This is a genomic window from Oceanobacillus arenosus (genome assembly GCF_003369575.1).
In the GTDB taxonomy this organism is placed as follows: Bacteria; Bacillota; Bacilli; order Bacillales; family Amphibacillaceae; genus Oceanobacillus; species Oceanobacillus arenosus.
This window is the reverse complement of record NZ_PIOC01000017.1, coordinates 405,133-426,088: the sequence shown is the minus strand read 5'-3', so window position 1 is coordinate 426,088 and position 20,956 is coordinate 405,133. Positions and strand designations below refer to the sequence as shown.

The 20,956-nt window shown below is 36.0% G+C and carries 22 protein-coding genes; 7 read left to right on the top strand and 15 right to left on the bottom strand.

The window, feature by feature from the left end:
- Positions 1 to 28: 28 nt before the first annotated feature.
- The 3 genes from pyc to CWR48_RS12795 form a co-directional block, all read right to left on the bottom strand.
- On the bottom strand, positions 29 to 3,472 hold the full coding sequence (gene pyc, locus CWR48_RS12805; RefSeq protein WP_115773614.1) for a pyruvate carboxylase: 3,444 nt from the start codon (positions 3,470 to 3,472) through the stop codon (positions 29 to 31).
- A gap of 46 nt (positions 3,473 to 3,518) precedes the next feature.
- Complete coding sequence (ftsW, locus tag CWR48_RS12800) at positions 3,519 to 4,637, bottom strand: putative lipid II flippase FtsW (RefSeq protein WP_115773613.1); 1,119 nt, start codon at positions 4,635 to 4,637, stop codon at positions 3,519 to 3,521.
- A gap of 579 nt (positions 4,638 to 5,216) precedes the next feature.
- Positions 5,217 to 5,498 (bottom strand): Fpa/YlaN family protein, encoded by a 282-nt coding sequence (locus CWR48_RS12795; protein ID WP_115773705.1) that lies wholly within the window; start codon positions 5,496 to 5,498, stop codon positions 5,217 to 5,219.
- A gap of 143 nt (positions 5,499 to 5,641) precedes the next feature.
- On the opposite strand from CWR48_RS12795, the gene CWR48_RS12790 reads away from it, so the two are divergent.
- Positions 5,642 to 6,124, top strand: coding sequence for a hypothetical protein (locus tag CWR48_RS12790; protein ID WP_115773612.1), 483 nt, complete (start codon positions 5,642 to 5,644; stop codon positions 6,122 to 6,124).
- A gap of 197 nt (positions 6,125 to 6,321) precedes the next feature.
- Complete coding sequence (locus CWR48_RS12785) at positions 6,322 to 6,912, top strand: YhcN/YlaJ family sporulation lipoprotein (protein ID WP_115773611.1); 591 nt, start codon at positions 6,322 to 6,324, stop codon at positions 6,910 to 6,912.
- Positions 6,913 to 6,973: 61 nt separating this feature from the next.
- Here the strand turns inward: CWR48_RS12785 and CWR48_RS12780 are convergent, their stop codons facing one another.
- Entirely contained in the window at positions 6,974 to 7,273 is a 300-nt protein-coding gene (locus CWR48_RS12780) for a hypothetical protein (RefSeq protein WP_115773704.1), read from the bottom strand.
- A 158-nt stretch (positions 7,274 to 7,431) separates the two neighbouring features.
- On the opposite strand from CWR48_RS12780, the gene CWR48_RS12775 reads away from it, so the two are divergent.
- Positions 7,432 to 7,635, top strand: coding sequence for a YlaI family protein (locus CWR48_RS12775; RefSeq protein ID WP_115773610.1), 204 nt, complete (start codon positions 7,432 to 7,434; stop codon positions 7,633 to 7,635).
- A 187-nt stretch (positions 7,636 to 7,822) separates the two neighbouring features.
- Here CWR48_RS12775 and CWR48_RS12770 read toward each other — a convergent pair whose 3' ends face one another.
- Entirely contained in the window at positions 7,823 to 8,122 is a 300-nt protein-coding gene (locus tag CWR48_RS12770; RefSeq protein WP_115773703.1) for a YlaH-like family protein, read from the bottom strand.
- A 315-nt stretch (positions 8,123 to 8,437) separates the two neighbouring features.
- On the opposite strand from CWR48_RS12770, the gene CWR48_RS20445 reads away from it, so the two are divergent.
- On the top strand, positions 8,438 to 8,608 hold the full coding sequence (locus CWR48_RS20445) for a DUF5325 family protein (RefSeq protein ID WP_170140757.1): 171 nt from the start codon (positions 8,438 to 8,440) through the stop codon (positions 8,606 to 8,608).
- Between the two features lie 7 nt (positions 8,609 to 8,615).
- Here CWR48_RS20445 and CWR48_RS12765 read toward each other — a convergent pair whose 3' ends face one another.
- On the bottom strand, positions 8,616 to 9,422 hold the full coding sequence (locus tag CWR48_RS12765; RefSeq protein WP_115773609.1) for an inositol monophosphatase family protein: 807 nt from the start codon (positions 9,420 to 9,422) through the stop codon (positions 8,616 to 8,618).
- Positions 9,423 to 9,503: 81 nt separating this feature from the next.
- Entirely contained in the window at positions 9,504 to 9,698 is a 195-nt protein-coding gene (locus tag CWR48_RS12760) for a hypothetical protein (protein WP_115773608.1), read from the bottom strand.
- A 248-nt stretch (positions 9,699 to 9,946) separates the two neighbouring features.
- Here CWR48_RS12760 and CWR48_RS12755 point away from each other — a divergent pair, with 248 nt between their 5' ends.
- Complete coding sequence (locus CWR48_RS12755; RefSeq protein ID WP_115773607.1) at positions 9,947 to 10,573, top strand: YktB family protein; 627 nt, start codon at positions 9,947 to 9,949, stop codon at positions 10,571 to 10,573.
- 53 nt (positions 10,574 to 10,626) lie between these two features.
- On the opposite strand, the gene CWR48_RS12750 is transcribed toward CWR48_RS12755, so the two are convergent.
- The 8 genes from CWR48_RS12750 to CWR48_RS12715 form a co-directional block, all read right to left on the bottom strand.
- Entirely contained in the window at positions 10,627 to 11,583 is a 957-nt protein-coding gene (locus CWR48_RS12750; RefSeq protein WP_115773606.1) for an NAD(P)H-dependent flavin oxidoreductase, read from the bottom strand.
- Between the two features lie 223 nt (positions 11,584 to 11,806).
- Positions 11,807 to 11,908: a GapA-binding peptide SR1P gene (locus CWR48_RS12745; protein WP_115773605.1), complete on the bottom strand. Its 102-nt coding sequence runs from the start codon at positions 11,906 to 11,908 to the stop codon at positions 11,807 to 11,809.
- A 244-nt stretch (positions 11,909 to 12,152) separates the two neighbouring features.
- A complete protein-coding gene (locus CWR48_RS12740) occupies positions 12,153 to 13,019 on the bottom strand; it encodes a polysaccharide deacetylase family protein (RefSeq protein WP_245976798.1) in 867 nt (288 codons plus the stop codon).
- Between the two features lie 176 nt (positions 13,020 to 13,195).
- Complete coding sequence (lpdA, locus tag CWR48_RS12735) at positions 13,196 to 14,602, bottom strand: dihydrolipoyl dehydrogenase (RefSeq protein WP_115773604.1); 1,407 nt, start codon at positions 14,600 to 14,602, stop codon at positions 13,196 to 13,198.
- A 4-nt stretch (positions 14,603 to 14,606) separates the two neighbouring features.
- Positions 14,607 to 15,875 carry a dihydrolipoamide acetyltransferase family protein gene (locus CWR48_RS12730; protein ID WP_115773603.1) on the bottom strand — a complete coding sequence of 423 codons (1,269 nt, stop codon included), beginning with the start codon at positions 15,873 to 15,875 and terminating at the stop codon, positions 14,607 to 14,609.
- 22 nt (positions 15,876 to 15,897) lie between these two features.
- Positions 15,898 to 16,875 (bottom strand): alpha-ketoacid dehydrogenase subunit beta, encoded by a 978-nt coding sequence (locus CWR48_RS12725; protein WP_115773602.1) that lies wholly within the window; start codon positions 16,873 to 16,875, stop codon positions 15,898 to 15,900.
- Between the two features lie 3 nt (positions 16,876 to 16,878).
- Positions 16,879 to 17,961: a pyruvate dehydrogenase (acetyl-transferring) E1 component subunit alpha gene (gene pdhA, locus CWR48_RS12720; RefSeq protein ID WP_115773601.1), complete on the bottom strand. Its 1,083-nt coding sequence runs from the start codon at positions 17,959 to 17,961 to the stop codon at positions 16,879 to 16,881.
- 388 nt (positions 17,962 to 18,349) lie between these two features.
- Entirely contained in the window at positions 18,350 to 19,015 is a 666-nt protein-coding gene (locus tag CWR48_RS12715; RefSeq protein WP_245976797.1) for a YkyA family protein, read from the bottom strand.
- A 189-nt stretch (positions 19,016 to 19,204) separates the two neighbouring features.
- On the opposite strand from CWR48_RS12715, the gene def reads away from it, so the two are divergent.
- Both def and CWR48_RS12705 read left to right on the top strand, forming a co-directional pair.
- Positions 19,205 to 19,756, top strand: a complete 552-nt coding sequence (def, locus tag CWR48_RS12710) for a peptide deformylase (protein WP_115773600.1) — start codon at positions 19,205 to 19,207, stop codon at positions 19,754 to 19,756.
- A gap of 988 nt (positions 19,757 to 20,744) precedes the next feature.
- Positions 20,745 to 20,954 carry a DNA-dependent RNA polymerase subunit epsilon gene (locus CWR48_RS12705; RefSeq protein WP_115773599.1) on the top strand — a complete coding sequence of 70 codons (210 nt, stop codon included), beginning with the start codon at positions 20,745 to 20,747 and terminating at the stop codon, positions 20,952 to 20,954.
- Positions 20,955 to 20,956 lie beyond the last annotated feature (2 nt).

Sequence of the window (20,956 nt, the reverse complement as noted above, 5' to 3'; positions counted from 1 at the left end):
AGCTATTTCTCCTTCCTGTTTTTGATTTCTATTCTAATTCAACTAGTAAGTCTCCAACTTCAATCGCATCTCCACTCGTTACATGGATTGCTTTTATAACACCAGTGAATGGAGCTTGGATCGTTGTCTCCATCTTCATTGCCTCGGTCGTCATAATATGATCACCTTTTGTAACTTGGTCTCCCGGTGCACAATTGACTGCTAAGACAGTACCAGGCATCGTACCACCAATATGCTTATTATTTCCTTTTTCTGCTTTTTGCCTAGTTATTAATTTCGATTCTACACTGTCATCCTTAATAGTAACTTCTCTTGATTGACCATTCAATTCAAAATAAACAACACGTGTGCCATCTGGTTTTGGTTCAGAAATTGAATTTAATTTTACAAATAATGTTTTTCCTTTTTCAATTTCTACTTCGATGACTTCTTCTAAATTCATGCCATAGAAGAATGTAGGCGTATCAAGTACTGACACATCTCCATAAGTCTCCGTGAATTTATTGTAATCCATAAATACTTTTGGATATAGTGCATACGCAATAACATCGAAGCTTGAAACAGGTCGATTTAGCTCTCTAAACAAATAATCTCTTGTCTGTTTAAAGTCTACTGGCTCTAATAATTCACCAGGTCGTACTGTGATGGCTTCTTTTTCCTTTAGGATAACTTTTTGTAATTTCTCTGGGAAGCCTTGATATGGTTGTCCAATATATCCTTGCGCAAATTCGATAACAGAATCTGGGAAATCAATCGTCTCACCACGTTCATAAACCTCTTCCTCCATAAGGTTATTCTGTACCATGAAGAGTGTCATATCACCAATAACTTTTGATGATGGTGTTACTTTAATAATATCACCAAACATTTCATTCACTTGATGATACGTCTTTTTCACTTCTTCCCAGCGATCTTCCAACCCAACAGCTTTGGCTTGTTGTTTTAAATTACTATATTGGCCACCAGGCATTTCATGGAAGTATATTTCGGTATGTGGTGCTTTCATCCCACTTTCAAAATCCTGATAATATTCCCGAACACCTTCCCAGTAATTTGATAATTTTTCATAATTAGCTACATTCACTTTTGGTTGGCGAGTTGTTCCTTCAAGTGCATGGTATAACGATTGTGCACTTGGCTGTGACGTAAGTCCTGACATCGCACCTGCAGCAACATCCACTACATCTACACCAGCATCGATTGCACGAGCGTAAGTGATAATTCCGTTTCCACTTGTATCATGCATGTGCAGATGAATTGGAATATTAAGTGTATCTTTCAAGCTAGAAATTAATTGATATGCAGCTTCAGGCTTGAGTAATCCAGCCATATCTTTAATTCCTAAGATATGAGCTCCTGCCTCTTCAAGCTCCTTCGCTAAATTAAGATAATAATTAAGGTCATATTTCTTACGTCCAACATCTAAAATATTCCCTGTATAACACATTGTTGCTTCAGCAATTTTATTATTTTCTCTTACAGAATCAATTGCAAGTCTCATACCTTCAACCCAGTTTAAACTATCAAAAATACGATAAACATCAATACCAGCACTGGCACTCTTTTCAACAAATTCCTGAATTAAGTTATCTGGATAATTCTTATAGCCAACCGCATTGCTTGAACGAAGTAGCATTTGGAATAGAATATTCGGCATTTTCTCCCGAAGTCTAATTAGTCTTGTCCATGGGTCTTCTTTTAAGAAACGATAGGCAACATCAAAGGTCGCTCCTCCCCACATTTCAACCGAAAATAGATTTGGCAACAAGCGTGCGGTTGGTTCTGCTATCTGTAGAATATCCTTTGTTCTAACTCTAGTTGCTAACAGCGATTGATGTGCATCGCGGAAGGTCGTATCAGTTAAAAGTACTTCCTGTTGCTCCATCAACCACTTTGCTAAAGCTTCTGGACCTTGTTCATCTAAAATTTGCTTTGTGCCACGTGGCATTTCTTCAAACGGATCTACAAATGGGATACTCAATTTTGTAAAATGCGGTTTGTCCTTCTTAATCGTACCTTCTACACCATTTATCGTCGTATTGCCGATATATGTAAGCATTTTCGTCCCGCGGTCTTTACGCGTAGGAAAAATGAATAATTCAGGCGTCTTATCAATAAAAGTTGTATCACATTCTCCAGTTAAAAATTGCTCATGCTGAATCACATTTTCTAAAAATGGAATATTCGTTTTAATACCGCGAATTCGGAACTCTTTTAGATTCCGAATCATTTTGCTTGCAGCCTGTTCGAAACTCTGTGCCCATGTCGATACTTTTACTAATAATGAGTCATAATGAGGAGAAATGATTGCACCTTGGAAGCCATTTCCTGCATCTAAACGGACACCAAAGCCCCCACCAGACCGATATGCAACAATTTTCCCTGTATCAGGCATGAAATTATTTAACGGATCTTCTGTAGTAATCCGTGACTGAATTGCATATCCATCAATTCTAATGTTTTCTTGCTCCGGAATATTAATGGATTTATCATGTAGGCTTCTGCCTTCTGCTACTTTAATTTGGGTTTGGACAATATCGATACCAGTAATCATTTCCGTAATTGTATGCTCTACTTGAACACGTGGATTCACTTCTATAAAGTAAAACGCATTATCTGTTACAAGAAATTCAACGGTTCCAGCATTCAAATACTTCACTTTTGACATCAATTGAACTGCAGCTTCACAAATCTCCTCACGTAGCTTATCTGTTAATGATAAACTAGGAGCAATTTCGATAACTTTCTGATGACGACGTTGAATCGAACAGTCTCGATCATATAAATGAACGATATTTCCATTATTATCACCAATAATTTGTACTTCAATATGCTTTGGATTTTTAATTAATTTTTCTAAGTATACTTCATCATTACCAAATGCTGCTTTTGCTTCCGATTTTGCACGATCATATGCCTCTGATACACTATGTTCATCTTCAACAATTCGCATTCCGCGACCGCCTCCACCTAGGGATGCTTTAATGATAATTGGATAGCCATATTTGCTACCGAACGCTTTTACATCTTCAATTGAATCAATTGGCCCATCACTACCAGGAATGATTGGAATACCTGCATTCGCTGCTTGTTCCCTTGCCTTTACCTTGTCACCAAACATATTTAAATGCTCACTTGTTGGCCCAATAAAGATAATTCCTTCTTCTTCACATCGCTTCGCAAATTGAATATTTTCAGATAAAAATCCATAACCTGGATGAATTGCATCCACATTCAAGCTTTTTGCTAATCGAATGATTCCTTCAATATCTAGATATGCATCAATAGGCTTCAATCCTTGACCAATTAAATAAGCTTCATCCGCTTTAAAACGATGGAATGATGAAGAATCTTCGGCTGAATAAATAGCAACAGTACGAATATTAAGCTCTGTACATGCTCGGAAAACGCGAATAGCAATCTCACCGCGATTTGCGACTAAAACTTTTTTAATCTCTTTCACTTCTGTCATAATGATCCACCCCTATTTTTGTAGTAAAAATTACTTTTAATAAAATTTAACTCTGTTCACGTTCTCTTCTTTTAACATTCATTGCTACATTATTTAAGATCCCCATAGAAATAAGTAAAACAAATAATGATGACCCACCATTACTTATAAATGGTAGTGGAACACCTGTAATCGGGAGCAGACCGCTTATTGCACCTAAATTGATACATGCTTGAATTCCTACCATCGAGGATATCCCTATCGCTAGTAATGCCCCAAAACTTTCGTCGCTTTTCCTAGCAATAAATATACCTCTCAATACGATAATTGCAATTAACCCAATAACGACGATAACGCCGATAAATCCTAATTCTTCAGCAATTGTTGCCATGATGAAATCCGATTCAGCTTGAGTTAAGTATCCAAGTTTCTGTACACCTTGTCCAAGTCCTACGCCGGTAATACCACCAGTGCCTATGGCTAAATAAGATTGTATTAATTGATATCCATCAGAATCAGGCGTTTCAAAAGGCTGGTATGCACCTGTAAACCTTGAGAGCCGTTCATCTGTAACCATATATGGTATTGCTAGAATAACAAGCCCAATACCGACAGCAATCAAGATTGATAAATGCTTAAATCTTATACCCGAACTAAAAATAATCGAGCATGCAATTAAGAAAATTATGGAAGCCGTCCCGATATCAGGTTGTAATACAATGAGACCTAAGACTATCCCCGTCATGATTAGCGGTGGCAATACCCCCTTAGATAAGTTATCAAGATAGGATTGTTTTTTAGAATACACTGAGGCTAGATACATGATTAATGCTAACTTGGCGAATTCTGCTGGTTGGAGACTAAATGGTCCTAACCTAAACCAAGACTTAGCATTATTTACTACTGAACCAAAGATCAAAACACCAAGCAATAACAAAATAATGCCAAATACAATTGGCTTGATTATCTTCTGATAGTGTTTATAGGGAAAAATACTACAAACAATAAATCCAATGAATCCAATAGCAAACCACATTGCTTGCCGTTTAAGATAGTAAGTACTTTCCATCCCTTCGACAACCGCCGATACCATGCTAGCACTGTAAATCATTACAAGTCCGAAAGCAGTTAAAAGTAATGGTGTAATTATTAATGTAAAATCATAATCTCTTAATTTCTGAATCATCTTACTTCTCCCCACTTAATATGTATTTACAAGAGGAAGTTCCAATCTTTCACGTACAGATAGCGATAAATCACTCGTCCAATTGATGTATGTACAATTTAAGATCCGGTATCATAAAAGGCACAGTGCTCTGAACTTCCCTTATACTCAAAATAGTTCGATAAGTTTAAATGAATTAGAAATTTTAATTAGTATAACACATTAATGCAAATAGTGTAAAATTTATAATTTATTAATCTAATTCCATCTTTCGAAAACTTAAGAACACCCTAAACTTTAATGTGTAGGGCTGTTATTATCGCGTTCCAACAGACTGCAAAATCCTCTCTTAATCTACTAAAAAATCTATGCTTTCTCAGAGTACAAAAGCTCAAAGCACGCGTTCGAACTGTGTAGTGGCTGCGCCTTACAGGATATGTGGCGAATTTGACCAAACATTTCTTAGTAGCAGATAAAGAAACATGACCCTTTACTTTAGTTTTCAAACTTTCTTATCTACCAAAAAAACCTTGCCATGTTTCATTATGGGCAAAGTTTTTACTAGTAGTTCTAAAACGCCGAAATGCACGAGTCTAAGCCCTACAAAGATGTTTGTGATGCTTCATGCAATATATTAAGCCTCTTCTCCAAGTTATCAAGAAGAGCTTTACCTTCATTCTCACTAATTAATTGCAAGCGAACTGCAAAATCTATCTCTCTAGAAAGTCCAAACATTTGCGTATCCAACACATCTTCATAAACAGGACATTGCGGCATCGTTAAGTTTTGAATTTGAACTTCTATAAGTCGTAAAATTTTGTCTGCATCAGCCTTAAGAAGAGCGTAGGCATTTTCACGATGATTTATAGTTACCTCCGGCATCAATTTGGATCATCCCCTCCGTTAAAACACTCTCTTTTATATTATATTATCGTTAGATATCAGAAAATGCAAATGAAATAAAGTGTAATATTTAATAAGGTCTGTTATTCTTGAGAAAGATACATACATTAGGGGGAAGTAAAATGATCATACCAATTATTGGAAACGTTATTTTTCCTATCACACTTGATCCAACCGTTTGGATTTTTGATGATCGTAAAATTAAAATTGAAGAGGCTTTCAGCAACTCAACAAAGCTTCCAGATACAAATGATGAGCTTGAAAAAGCCTCGCAAAGATGGGAACGGGCGATTAATCCACCAGTAAACCAAGGAATTTCTAGAGTAGAAGGTGAAGAAATCTTAAAGCACTCTTATGTTATGCCGATAGAGGACTTTATTAGAAATGCCGAAATAAAATTAGATGCCATAAATGCCACACTCGTAATTGGAGAAAATGTTCAGGATAATATTACAATCTCGCTAGAAGATTTAGAGAACTGCTATTTGCAATTCGCAATGAATGGTAAACCACTTAAAGATGATGGACCAGTTTATTTCTATTATCATGACGGATCCAATAAAGATAATCCAATTAAAAACGTGAAGAAAATCATTGTTAATTAATCGTACTTTTTAGCATAGGAAATATAATAATATTGATTGTGGGTAATCTATTACTCATTTTCAGCCACGTCCAGCTCAAACAGACGCTTGCGCTTCTGTTAAAATGTTAGGAGAAATTTCTCTACTTCCATTTTCGTATAATTTTCCCTTTTTCAACCAAAATAACACTATTGAATGTTATTAGGAGGGAAAATGTTGTGAAATTCTACTTAGGTGTTTTTCTTATCATAACCGCATTGCTTGTCAGTGGTTGTGCAAATAAAGATGAAAATTCGCTTGCACCGGAGGCACGTAATGATAATCAACTGATGCGAGTAAAGAATTCGTCTCCTACAGAACACAAGGAACTAACGAACAACGAAATTGCTACCCATCTGGCAAATATTGCTTCTGACGTGCCGGATGTAAATGGAGCTTCAGCGGTCGTCGCCGGACCATATGCTGTAGTGGGAATAGATGTCAATAAGGACCTCGATCGCACACGTGTTGGCACAATAAAATATTCAGTATCTGAAGCACTCTATCATGATCCATATGGGAAAACCGCTGTTGTTATAGCGGACGCAGATGCGATGGAAAGAATTCGTGGCATGGCAGATAGAATGAGGCAAGGATATCCTGTTCAAGGAATTGTAGACGAGCTAGCAGCAATTGTCGGAAGGTTCATGCCGGAGTTTCCAGTTACTGAAAATCAACCGCCCGAACCTGACCAAAATAAACAATCCATTCCACAAGAGGATAAGAGTAAAATAAAAGAAGTAGAAAAAGAACAATCCAACCACCATTAATAAAATAGCAATAATGCTTAGCGGCTAGGAATAAACTATTCCTAGCCGCTAAGCATTTCCATTAATTTATATTGTTCTCATGCTTTTTCTCATTATAATATTGCACACCGAACTGTGATCCTTCTGACACCATTTTAGCATTTTCTAATTGCTCATGATCGAGATTTGGCGCCTCATCTGGAATCCCAGCATTTTCAAAAGTCGAGTTTCGATCTTCTTTTCCCAATAGCTTGCTTTTTAGACCTTGGAGATTTCGCTTTAACTTCTCCCTATTTCCCTTCTCTTTTAGATAATACCCTGCAACTGAAGCGCCAATTGCACTCACAGCACCAATACTTGGAAATAAATAACGTTTTTTCATTAAACTCATCCCTTCTTTAAAAAGAGCCTTTGTATTCATCTTCCCCAATAATTCTTTTTTAAAACTCACTTGTAAGATAGAAAAGAGCATTCCACTAATAGATGCCCTTACTTTATGCTATACTTACTTACATACTTTTCTAGTTAGAGGTGACAGTCATGCAAGTAAAATGTTCGCTTTGTGATCATGTAGAAGTAATTGATGATAATGCCCCTAAGGCTAAACGGTTAAGAAATCGTCGTATTTATATGTATTTATGTGAAACATGTTATGAAAGAATCGAATATAAAACAGTGCAACGACATGAAACAGGTAATTTTCATCTATATCGTGAAAAAAAGAAAAAAGATGATTTCTTTTAATGGCTGATTGTGCGATTTGAACAAAATCTTAAAGCTAGTTTGAGCTGTGTACGGACTGCGCCTCACGGACGTGAGGTGATTCGACGTTGCCACAGGACGTGGCTATTCTCAGTAATTAAGTTATCCACAGCACCAATTATATAGTTTCCTAAGCAATAAAAAAAACTGCCAAGGATGGCAGTTTTTTTTATAGATTATTGTTATTAGCCTTACGTTGAAAATGAAGTCTTGTACGATAGATTGCAAGCACGATAATGATAATAATCAAGCTCTCCGTCATTGGCATTCTTAACACACTGAAAATTGTAATAATATATGTACCAACAAATAGCATAAAGTAAACAAAAATATTTTTTAGTAGTGAAAGCTTCCTAGCAAACCCTAATTTAAAGGCGATTGCAGCAAAGATAAGATTCATAACATAAAATATCCAAAAAATATTTTCTGTGCCATTGTTTTCAATAATGAAATCAAAAAATAGACTCAATCGTTTTTCCTCCATCCCTTTCCAAGTGCCACTTAGACCCATTTTATTCTCTCTTTATGGATCAAAATGATAAGCCGAAAACAAATCATTTGAAGCATTCTTATAACTTGTAACAATTCAAACTCTTTGTATATCATACTAAATCTTCTCTTTTCGCGCCAGCCAAAACCGATGATATAAAGTGAAACTTCATCCTCTACGAAATGTTAACTGAACAGAATTGGGATTTTACTTGCTGATTTTTGAATCCCTTTTCATTTTGCGTTATACTAAAATTATGATAATAAAATGGAATAAATAATGAGGTGTATATTCATGAAAAACATTAATGTTCCAATGTTACTACTTTCTATCCTCGTCATAGCGATGTTTGTCGGAGTTGGACTAGCAATTGCATTACGTAGTATATGGCTTGTGCTATTATTCTTGTTCTTAGGCTCAGTACTTATGTCCTTTGGAATTTCCAGAAAAAAGAAAGTGACATGAACCGCCGTCACTTTCTCCCCTTTTCTATGAATTGAATAATTTCATGCTGTAAGCTGGCGTTGCATGTAAAGACTGAATTTTTCTCCAACATACTGAGCGTTACGCCGGCAATATCTGTTGTCACGCCACCGACTTCATTTACAATTACGATTCCCGCTGCAATATCCCATGGTGCTAGGTTCATTGTTAAATATCCATCAACAATCCCCTCTGCCACGTATGCAAACTCGAGTGCTGCAGATCCATATGTTCTCGTACCTCTGATTTTACGAACGAATTGTTGCATTACCTTCTCATCTACTAAACGATTTTCACATAACCAAAAATGATTCATACCAATAATTGCTTCTTCAAATTTAACATCCTGCTTTAATGGAGCCAATTTTGCTTCGTTTTTATATGCTCCTTCATTTCTTTTTGCATGATACAAGATATCGTTCATAACATCATAGATTAACCCGATTTCACCAATTCCTTCATGGTAAATCCCAACCGAGATTGCAAAGTTCCGTTTTTGATGAACAAAATTCATGGTCCCATCTATCGGATCAATAATCCAAACCGTACCAGCTAATGTTGTAAGCTTATCACCATATCCTTCCTCACCGATAATATGGTGCTCTGGATATTCTTGATTTATCTTCTCAACAAAATACGCTTCAGTTTCTTTGTCCATCGTTGTTACAAGATCATTAGGATTCGATTTTGTATCAATAACTAAGGGATCATCAATTTTTGCTCGAATATTTTTTCCGGCGGTGAATACCCACTCTTTTGCTTGATTATATATTGCATTTCGTTCATCTATATTCATCAATATACCTCCATTTAGCTGATACCTAATATTGTACCAAATAGAATGGGGCACGTCATATTTATTCATCCAGGAGGAAACTTATACTTCATTTTCTATTTCAAGCATTTGAATTCTTAACGCTTCTAATCGATCCTTTGTTTTTATTATTTGTAATTTGTCTTTTTCCTGCATTGCATCATAAAGTGTAACCAATTCATAATCAATTTCCATTCGGATAACTGGCAGCTTTTCTTCCGCTTCTTTACGTTTTAATGCTTCCATTACATATTTCAAATTGTCCACAACCTTTCGCCTAAGTCTATTCCATCTATTTATCTTTCTTATATTTTATGAATTTCATTGTGATTCGTTCATTTAATTTTCAGAAATCAATTATTTATTTTATAACTCTTCCCATTTTAAGCTGATTTTAAACATCGATACGATTTATATTCAGGTTAAACTGTTGGTATCGCTTGACTTTATTCTATCAATACCTAATAATTATTATTACATTTTTAAATAATCGGAAGGTGAATAATTTGGCTTTTACAGGCTTTTCAAAACAGGATTTTGACACATTTCAAATTAATGGACTAGACGAAAGAATGGAAGCAATCCAAACGAGAATTCAGCCGAAGTTCCAAAAAATTGGCAATGAATTAGTAGATTATCTTTCAGCAAAATTAGGAAATGAAGTATATTTACATATTGCTAGACATGCAAGAAGAACCGTTAACCCACCTAATGATACTTGGTTAGCTATAGCGGATAATAAACGCGGCTATAAACAGCACCCCCACTTTCAGGTTGGCTTATTCGATGACCATGTATTTGTCTGGCTCGCACTTATTTATGAATTGCCACATAAGCAGGAAATAGCAAAATCACTAATCAACCATTTCGATGAAATCAAACAACTCCCAAATGACTTTGTCATTTCAATGGATCATATGAAAAGGGATTCTATTAAACTAGAAGAATTACAATTGAAAGAGTTGGAGCGTTTTCGTGATGTGAAGAAGGCAGAATTTCTGATTGGTCTGCAACTCCCTCAAGAAGATGTCCGTATTGCTGATGGAGATACGTTTATAGAAACTGTCAAGGATGTGTATGATAGGTTAATTCCCCTTTATCATATTTCACTACAGTCAAGAATACCAAGGTGAGGCACCAGTTATGGCTGCCTCACTTTTCCTTTGCTATGATTGATTTTTTATTACTATATCCAAGCCTTTCTAATTTCCTCTGCTTCTATTACAATGGATTGAATTAGCTCCTCAACGGATGGTATATCATGGATTCTAATGGAGGATTGACCTGCCCAACCGAATCCGTTCTTCGCATTTCCATCATAAATATAGCGTTTATTCGCTTCACCACTAATATGGTCTTTCAAGGATTCATAGCCTTGTTCTAATTTTTCAATTGCTAAAATTTCCTCTGTCCAAGCATTTCTTAATGCTCTTGCAGGTGCACCAATTGAACGCTTGATCACAACTGTAGAATTCTCATCTGCATCAACAATTGCCTGCTTATATGCAGCATGTGCTGCAACACATTCCTTCGTTGCGATAAACCTTGTACCCAACTCTATTCCTTCTGCACCTAAACTAAGTGCAGCCATTAATCCTCGACCATCAACAATTCCGCCTGAGGCAATAACAGGTATCGATACATGATCCACAACTTCAGGTGTTAATACAAAGGTTCCAGTATCACTTCGACCAAGATGTCCTCCCCCCTCTTGACCAACAACCATTACCGCGTCTGCACCTATTTCCTCCGCCTTTTTTGCTTGTCGTTTTGCGGCTACAAGAACTAAGATTTTAACATTATGACCACGCGTCATATCTATTACGCCTTTAGGATTTCCACCCGTGATAGAGATAACCGGAACTTCACCTTCAATTGCCACTTCAACCATTTCTGCAAATGGCCGCCCATGTTGACCAATGGCAAAATTTACACCAAATGGTTTATTTGTTAAGCTTCTCACACGTTTAATTTCATTTTTTAACTCATCAGGACCCGGCAGGCTCATCGCCGTAATTTGCCCCAGCCCACCAGCATTGGAAACTGCTGCAGCTAAATCTGAATAAGCCAAATAAGCAAGTCCCCCTTGGATAATTGGATACTGAATGTCTAATAATGATGTGATTCTCGTATTAAAGTTCACAAATGATTCCCCTTTATTTTAAATATTTAATTTAATAGTAACATGCCATTAATGCAAAATCTAAAATTACTTTAATACCTACAAGCGAGTATTAAATAGAAAAAACAGCTACATTGATATATGTAACTGTTGGAATTATGATTTATTCTATTTTTATCTTCGTCGATTGCATCATTCAGTTAATGAGATAGACTGAATGTACTATTAAGCTGTGTACGAATGATTATTTTTTACAGTTAGGACATGTACTGTAAAGAGTTGTAACTTTTTCCTCGTCATAATTTTCAATAACCTTTTGACAATCTTGACAAATAATCGTTCCCATTAGCCCAACCCCTTTGCAATCTATTTGATAACGTATTCATATTATAATATAGCATATTTAATAAATCAACCCTAAATAGTATGACATATTAAATTATTTTTTATTATTAATGATGACTATATAAATATATTACATGTCACAATGGAAAATATGCGCCTAAGATGATCTTCTATTGATTTGTATGAGAATTCAATGTAAATTTATCCCGAATTAACTTGCTGTAAGCTCCCCACTTAATGAAGTTTCACTTTATTTGAATTAGGTTAGGATCTACCATTTCATATCCACTTTCACGCAATCCCTTGATAATATCTGCAAGTGCAGCTGAAGTCCATTCCCTATCATGCATCAATAAATTCGCTCCGGGTTTTAGAAGCGAATAAGGCACATCAGCCTCTGGACCTTCACCAGTAATCATTGCGGTTGTTAGCTTACCTTTATTCATATATGGCTCAAAATAATCATAACCATAAGTCCAGTTCATTAACACCATACCTTCATCCTGTACAACCTGTTTTGAATAATCTGTATTAACCCCATTTGGTGCACGGAAAAACTTCGGTCGTTCACCAATTATTTCTTCTATACGATTATTCAACGAAACAATTTCTTCTTTTTGTTCCTCCTCAGAAATCGTCGATAATAATGGATGGTTATATGTATGATTACCAATCAAAAAACCCATATCATGGATTTTTCTCAATTTATCTTCTCCCTCTGGAGTACTAATGAAATGCCCATTCACAAAGAATATTGCATTTGCATCCAAGGATCTCAGCGTTTCAGCAATGTCCAATGAATATCTATCAGGAGCATCATCAAAGGTTAGTAATACAACATTTTCATCAATATCTTCTGCTAGTGGGATAACGGTTGATTTATCAGAAACTTGGTATACCGCACGTACTTCTTCTTCCTGATTATCCTCTTCTTTCCCTAGTTCCTCTCTAACAGCTTCATCTGTTTTATTATTCGGCTCTTCTTCATTGCTGGTTGGCTCTTCCTTCACTTCCTCATTCAATGAAACGGATTGGGATGTAGATTCCGTATTACATGCCGATAAAAATAGCATTAACATAACGATTAACATGGTGATTACGTTTTGTTTCACAGCCAACGTCCTCCTCTTTTTTAAAAATATGTAGCTTCTTTAAAGAGAATCATAGCATACTCGGGAGTGCAATATCTAGATGCGCTAATATTTTACACATACCCTATTCTGGGTTTAAAAAAACAAAAGGGATAGCCGGTAATTCAGCTATCCCTTAAAAATTTATAATGTCGTGCTTACATAATATGGATTGGTTTACCAATAGCTACTTCTGCAGCTTCCATTGTAATTTCACCCAATGTTGGATGTGCATGGACTGTTAATGCAATATCTTCCGCAGTCATGCCTGATTCAACAGCTAAGCTAAGCTCAGAAATCATATCACTTGCATTTGGTCCAGCAATTTGACCACCAAGAACTAATCCGTCCTCTTTACGAGTGATAAGTTTCAAGAAACCATCGCTATTGTTTAATGATAATGCACGGCCATTTGCAGCAAATGGGAATTTGCCAACCTTAACATCATATCCAGCATCTTTTGCTTGTTGCTCTGTTAAACCAACTTGTGCAAGTTCAGGTTCTGTAAAGGCAACAGCAGGCATACCGATATAATCCACTTCAGATTTTTCACCGCTAATTGCTTCAGCTGCAATTTTACCTTCATATGATGCTTTATGTGCGAGTGGAAGTCCTGGTACAATATCACCAATTGCATAGATGTTGCTAATATTCGTACGAGATTGCTTATCTACTTTGATAAGACCTTTCTCATCCATTTCAATTCCAACTTGTTCAAGTCCAAGCTCTGAAGTATTTGGACGACGACCAACTGTTACTAGTACATAATCAGCTTCTACAGTCTCTTCTTTACCTTTAACTTCATAAGTAACTTTAACACCATCAGCAGTTTCTTCTACACCTTTAGCCATTGCTTCTGTTACAATTGTTGCACCTTTAGCTTTAAGGCCTTTTTTAACTAGTGCAGTCATTTGTTTCTCGAATCCACCTAAGATATCTTTAGCACCTTCAAGGAAAGTTACTTCTGTACCAAAGTTAGCGTATGCAGATCCTAATTCACTACCAACATATCCAGCACCAATTACTACCAATTTCTTCGGTACTTCTTTCAAGTTTAGAGCACCAGTTGAATCTAATACTCGATCAGAGAACTTGAAAGTAGGAATTTCAATTGGATGTGAGCCAGTTGCAATAATACAGTTATTAAATTTATATGTTTGAGAAGTATTCTCATCCATTACTTTTACTGTATTTGCATCATGAAAATAAACTTCGCCTCTTACGATATCAACTTTATTCCCTTTTAGTAAGCTTTCAACACCAGAAGTAAGTTTATTAACAACGCTACCTTTCCACTCTTGAACCTTCGCGAAATCAATGGTAACATTTTCAGTTTTAATTCCTAATGCTTCATTTCCAGTAGCACTTTCAAATGAATGTCCTGCTGAAATTAATGCTTTAGAAGGGATACAACCTACATTTAAGCAAACCCCACCAATTGCATTTTTTTCAACGATTGTTACTTTTTGGCCTAACTGTGCTGCACGGATGGCAGCAACATAGCCACCAGGTCCTGCTCCAACAACTAACGTATCTACTTCGATTGGAAAATCTCCTACTACCATTGTCTTACGCCTCCATCATAATTAATTGTGGATCATTTAGTAATCGTTTGATTTGATTCAAAGCGTTTTGTGCCGTTGCACCATCAACGATACGGTGATCGAAGCTAAGTGATAATGCAAGAACTGGAGCGATTACGATTTCGCCATCTTTTACGATTGGCTTCTCAGCAATTCGTCCGATACCAAGGATACATGCTTCTGGGTAGTTAAGTACAGGTGTAAACCATTGACCACCAGCAGAACCAATATTTGAAATGGTATTTGATGCGCCTTTCATCTCGTCTGGTGTAAGTTTACCATCACGAGCTTTAACTGCCAATTCATTTATCTCCGCGGAAATCTCAAAGATAGATTTGCGGTCTGCATTTTTAACAACTGGTACAAGTAATCCACGATCTGTATCAGCAGCAATACCAACGTTATAATAATGTTTTTCAACGATTTCGTCTGTTGCTTCATCAATATAAGAATTTAGAATTGGATATTTCTTAGATGCTGAAACCAATGCTTTTACAACATACGGCAAGAAGGTTAATTTAATGCCTTGGTCAGCTGCAACAGCTTTGAATTTCTTACGATGTGTAACTAGTGCTGATACTTCTACATCATCCATTAATGTAACATGTGGTGCTTTTGATTTCGAGTTAACCATTGCTTTAGCAATAGCTTTACGGATACTTGTCATCTTCTCGCGTGATTCAGGATATTGTCCTTCTGACACAACTGGAGCTTGTTTAGTTTCTGTGCTCTTATCAGTAGATTCTTCTGCTTGTGCAGCTTCTGAAGTTTGACCACCATTTAGATAGTTATCAATATCTTCTTTTAGAATACGACCGTTTTTACCAGTACCTGACACCGCTTGAATGTTCACATCGTTTTCACGAGCATATTTTCTAACAGAAGGCATTGCGATAACGCGTTTGCCATCAGATTCTTCTGCTTGTGCTGACTCTGCTGCTGGTTTTTCTTCTGATTTTGCTTCTGCTTTTGGTGCTTCTTCCTTAGCTTCTTCTGCTGGTTCTTCGGACTCATATCCTTCAGCATCTAAAGTAATAAATACATTACCAACGTTTGCAACTTCACCTTCTGCAACGTGGATCTTCTTAACTGTACCATCTACAGGTGAAGGAATTTCAACGACAGCTTTATCGTTCTGAACCTCACATAGTGTATCGTCTTCTTTTACTTCATCGCCTTCATTAACGAACCACTTTACGATTTCACCCTCTGTGATTCCTTCACCAATATCTGGGAATTTAAATTCAAATGCCATTAATACTACCTCCTATCTCAAATTAAAAGTTTACGACAGCTTTAATCTTCTCTACGATATCTTGATGACTTGGTAACCATACATCTTCCGCTTCAGAGAATGGATAAACAGTATCTGCTGCTGTAACTCGAAGTACTGGAGCTTCTAAATGTAAAATCGCTCTCTCTTGAATCTCAGCTACGATATTTGCCGCAATACCTGCTTGACGTTGTGCTTCTTGAACAACAACTGCATGTCCTGTTTTATTAACAGATTCAATTACTGTGTCATAATCAACAGGTGATACAGTTCGAAGGTCGATAACTTCAACATCAATACCTTCTTTTTCTAGTTCTTCGGCAGCTTTTAATGAAGAATGAACCATTGCGCCATAAGCAACAACTGTAACATCTTTCCCTTCACGTTTAACTGCTGCTTTACCAAGTTCAATTGTATATTCCTCTTCTGGAACTTCTTCACGGAATGAACGATATAGTTTCATATGCTCTAAGAATACTACTGGATCATTATCGCGAATAGATGAAATTAATAAACCTTTTGCTTCATATGGAGTTGAAGGGATTACCACTTTAATTCCAGGTGTTTGTGCAATTAATCCTTCTAATGAGTCAGAATGCATTTCTGGAGTATGAACCCCACCACCAAATGGTGCACGTACTGTAATTGGCGCATTTTTTGTTCCACCAGTACGGAAACGCAGACGATTCATTTGTCCTGCTACAGAATCCATTACTTCAAATACAAAGCCGAAGAATTGAATTTCTGGTACTGGACGGTATCCTTCTAGTGCTAATCCAATTGCAAGACCACCAATTCCAGATTCAGCAAGTGGAGTATCAAATACGCGATCTTCGCCGAATTCTTTTTGTAATCCTTCTGTCGCACGGAACACACCGCCGTTTTGACCAACGTCTTCACCGAAAACTAGCACGTTTTCATCATTTTTTAGTTCATTGCGCATTGCATCAGTTATTGCTTGAATCATTGTCATTTGTGCCATGAGTTATTTCGACTCCTTTGCTTGGTACTCTTCCAATTGTGTTTGCAAGTTCACTGGAAGTTCTTCGTACATGAATCCGATCAAATCGGTTACTTTTTGTTTTGGAGCTTGGTCAGCTTTTTTAATTGCTTCTTTAATATCGCTCTTCGCTTCTTCAATTACTTTTGTTTCTTCTTCTTCAGACCATAACTTCTTACCTTCAAGGAATTTACGGAAACGAATAAGTGGATCTTTCTTTTCCCATTCTGAATTTAGTTCATCAGAGCGATAACGCGTTGGGTCATCACCTGACATTGTATGTGGACCATAACGATATGTTAATGTTTCGATTAATGTTGGGCCTTCGCCATTGATTGCACGAACGCGGGCATGCTTTGTTGCTGCATAAACAGCTAACACGTCCATTCCATCAACTTGAATTCCTTCAATACCTGCTGCAATCGCTTTTTGTGCTAATGTTTTTGCAGATGTTTGTTTTTCTCTTGGCACAGAAATAGCAAAGCCATTATTTTGCGCAATAAAAATTGCTGGAGCTTTAAATGCACCTGCAAAGTTCATACCTTCATAGAAATCACCTTGTGATGTACCACCATCACCAGTCCATGTAACTGCAACAGCTTGTTTACCACGTTTTTTAATTCCTAACGCAACACCAGCTGCTTGTACAAATTGTGCACCAATAATAATTTGTGGGAATAATGCTCTTACATCTTCTGGAAATTGTCCCCCAGCATAATGTCCTCTTGACCATAAGAATGCTTGATGTAATGGAAGTCCTTGCCAAATTAATTGTGGAACATCCCGATAACCTGGTAATAAGAAATCTTCTTTTTCTAATGCAAAATGACTACCAAGTTGTGAAGCTTCTTGTCCTGCTGTTGGTGCATAGAATCCTAAACGTCCTTGGCGGTTAAGTGCGATTGAACGTTGATCTAGTACACGTGTATATACCATACGACGCATTAATTCCTTTAAATCCTCATCTGAAAGATCAGGCATATCTGCTTTATTAACAACTTTCCCATTTTCATCAAGAATCTGGAATGTTTCGAACTGATTTTCAACACTTTCTAATACGTGTTTCAAAATAGTCACCAATCCTTTCTATACCCAAATAATATTTTCTTTGATAGCTTTCCCAACTAACAAAAACTAAAACTCATAAAATCTCTATATTGGTTGTACCCTATTAAACCTTTTTTAACACTTATTCAATTTCCTTAAACTGTTACATTTTAAAGCATTAGTTTTAGTGGTACAATCATGAATACAAATTCATGATAGACTATTTTCCTTATATCGTCAATAATAATCTTGTGTCTACTTTACTACAATGAAAGGTGTTACATAAATTGTTTATACTAGTCATTTTTACAGATGTATTTTGTTATATTACAACACGAAGCCTGTTATAATACATCTGATCCATCCAATAAAAAAAGAGCTGAATTGAGTTTCAGCCCTTCTACTATTACTATTCCACATAAGTTACATTAAGATCCGCTAATGTATAAAATTCTTTCTTCATTGTATTATATTCTGTTGTATACTCATTGAATTTCTTATTCTCATCTAATATCTTTTGATAACTTTCATTTATTAGATTAATTTGTTCTGTTAATTCCTCTTGCTCTAAATCTTCTTTTTGCAGCATTGAATATAGTTCTTTCTCTTGTGCTAATGACTGTACGTATGCCTCATGCAACTTATCATATGATTTATACCGATTTTCCATCATATCATACATTTTATTTGCTTCTTGCTTTACTTCTCCCTCTTCAAGTTCATCAATCAATGAACGGACTTTATTAAATTCTTCTCTCGATGCATCAATACTTTCTTTTTCTAACTCAATTTCCTCTGATCTTTCGTCAATAATGCCAGTAGCCTTCTTCGCAAGTTCTACAATTTGATCAAATTCATCCATGCCTATATCGATAATTTGACTATATATTTCTTGCTCTTGCCTTTCCAAATCAGTAATATTTCCTTGTTGTGCTTCAAAACCTTCCTCTAAATGAACCGCTTCTTCTAAATGATTATGTATTTGTGCCTCTGTTGATTCACCACTACATGCTGTTAAAAATACAATAATTAGCATCATAGCAAACCCCATAAGCTTTGATCCTTTCCATCCCATTCAAGCATCCTCCTACCATCTAGTTGCTTCAATAATATGTTCTACATTATACCATAAAACATTCAAAAACGATTTTCAATTTATTACTTAACATGTTAGCATATTAAATTAATGATTAAACCCTATAACCTATGTTAAAATAATATGATATAAATTGTAACTTTATGTAATGTAAAAGGAGTATGAACAATGATAACTATGAAAGATATCGTACGTGAAGGACATCCTTCACTAGTAAATGTAGCAAAGGATGTAGAGCTTCCTATTCGTGATGATGATAAACAACTTCTACTTGACATGCTCGAGTTTTTGAAAAATAGTCAGGATGAAGAAATTGCAACTAAATATGACTTACGAGCTGGCGTTGGTCTAGCAGCACCACAGCTCGGTATTGAAAAACGGTTAATCGCAGTTTTTTTTGAAGATGCGGATGGAAAAGTATACAATTACGGATTAGTAAATCCAAAGATTGTTAGTCATTCTGTTGAGCAATCTTATATGGCTGCTGGTGAAGGTTGTCTCTCTGTCGATCGTCCTGTTGAGGGATATGTTCCCCGTCACGCACGAGTAACGATTAAAGCAACAGACCTTAATGGCAATCCAGTAAAACTTCGATTAAAAGGCTATCCAGCTATCGTCTTCCAACATGAAATTGACCATTTAAATGGTATCATGTTTTATGATCATATTAATAAAGAATTCCCTTATGCAGTTCCTGACAACTCAACTGTCATCGAATAAGGAATACGTTACTAATACCGGTTTTATATAAACTGCTGATTAGTTTAGTGCTTAAGGTTCCCAGGCTGTTCGCTACAGAAATACAGTACGCTTTCCGCGGGGAGCTGGTGAGCCTCTTCTTCCAGCAGGAGTCTTCGTGTATTCTTACGCTGGGATTGTAAAAAATCATATATAAAAGCGCGGCTTACCTCTTACAAACGACGTTAATTGAAGTAAACCAATGTAACCTTTTGAGCGATTTCAACTTCTCTAAAGATCTGAAACCAAAATTATCACTAGTCCACTGTTTATATCGAATTTTAATTATTTAATATTTGTTAAGTGGCAAAAATACTTACACGCTGTATAAATACAAAAAGTGCCCATCATTGGGCACTTTTTGTATTTTAGGGGTATCATTCCTGAAAATGAATAATTATTATTTCTCTGCAAAACATACTCATATCAACAAATTCCCTAGAAATTAATACGATTTTTAAGATAAATCATGGATTTGTATTTCATATTTCCTCAAATCGTACTATACTGTAGTTAAGAGGGATTGGATCGGTAGATGTTTATGTTGCTTTTCTTAAATATTTGGAAGGAGACGTGCATGATTATGCTGAAGCGCCTAAAAGAAAAGCTAAAGAAACGCTGGAAGGAATTTTTAGGCAAAGAAGGACGTGTACCTACAACTTTTGAAAAAGACTATCATTGATATCACCAATCACAACGAATTAAGTATTGCAAGTTAAACTGGTTATGTTTCGGAAGCATAATAGGCTTATTTTAATACGGCTACGGAAAATAAATAACATCTAATTTATTAAGACACTTTAGTTATCACTTGAATAATAGTCGATAGCTTTATTAAACAATTTAGTAAACTTGGATGTCACCAAGCATTTTGGTGACAGCCTTAGTTGCACTTATGTAGTAAGAATGGATTTATACTTTCTTAACTACCAAAAATAAAAAGAATCAGATTTAGGTCAGGAGAGATAGAATGATTTATAAAGTATTGTATCAAGAATCTTTAAATGAAACACCCGTCCGTGAAAAAACAAAAAGTTTGTACTTGGAAGCAAATTCAGTACGCGAAGTTCGCCAAAAATTAAACGATCGCGACTATAATATCGAGTTAATCCAAGTGCTAGATGCTGCACATCTAGAATATGAACAGAAATCCGGAAATTTTGAATTGGAGAATATTTAATT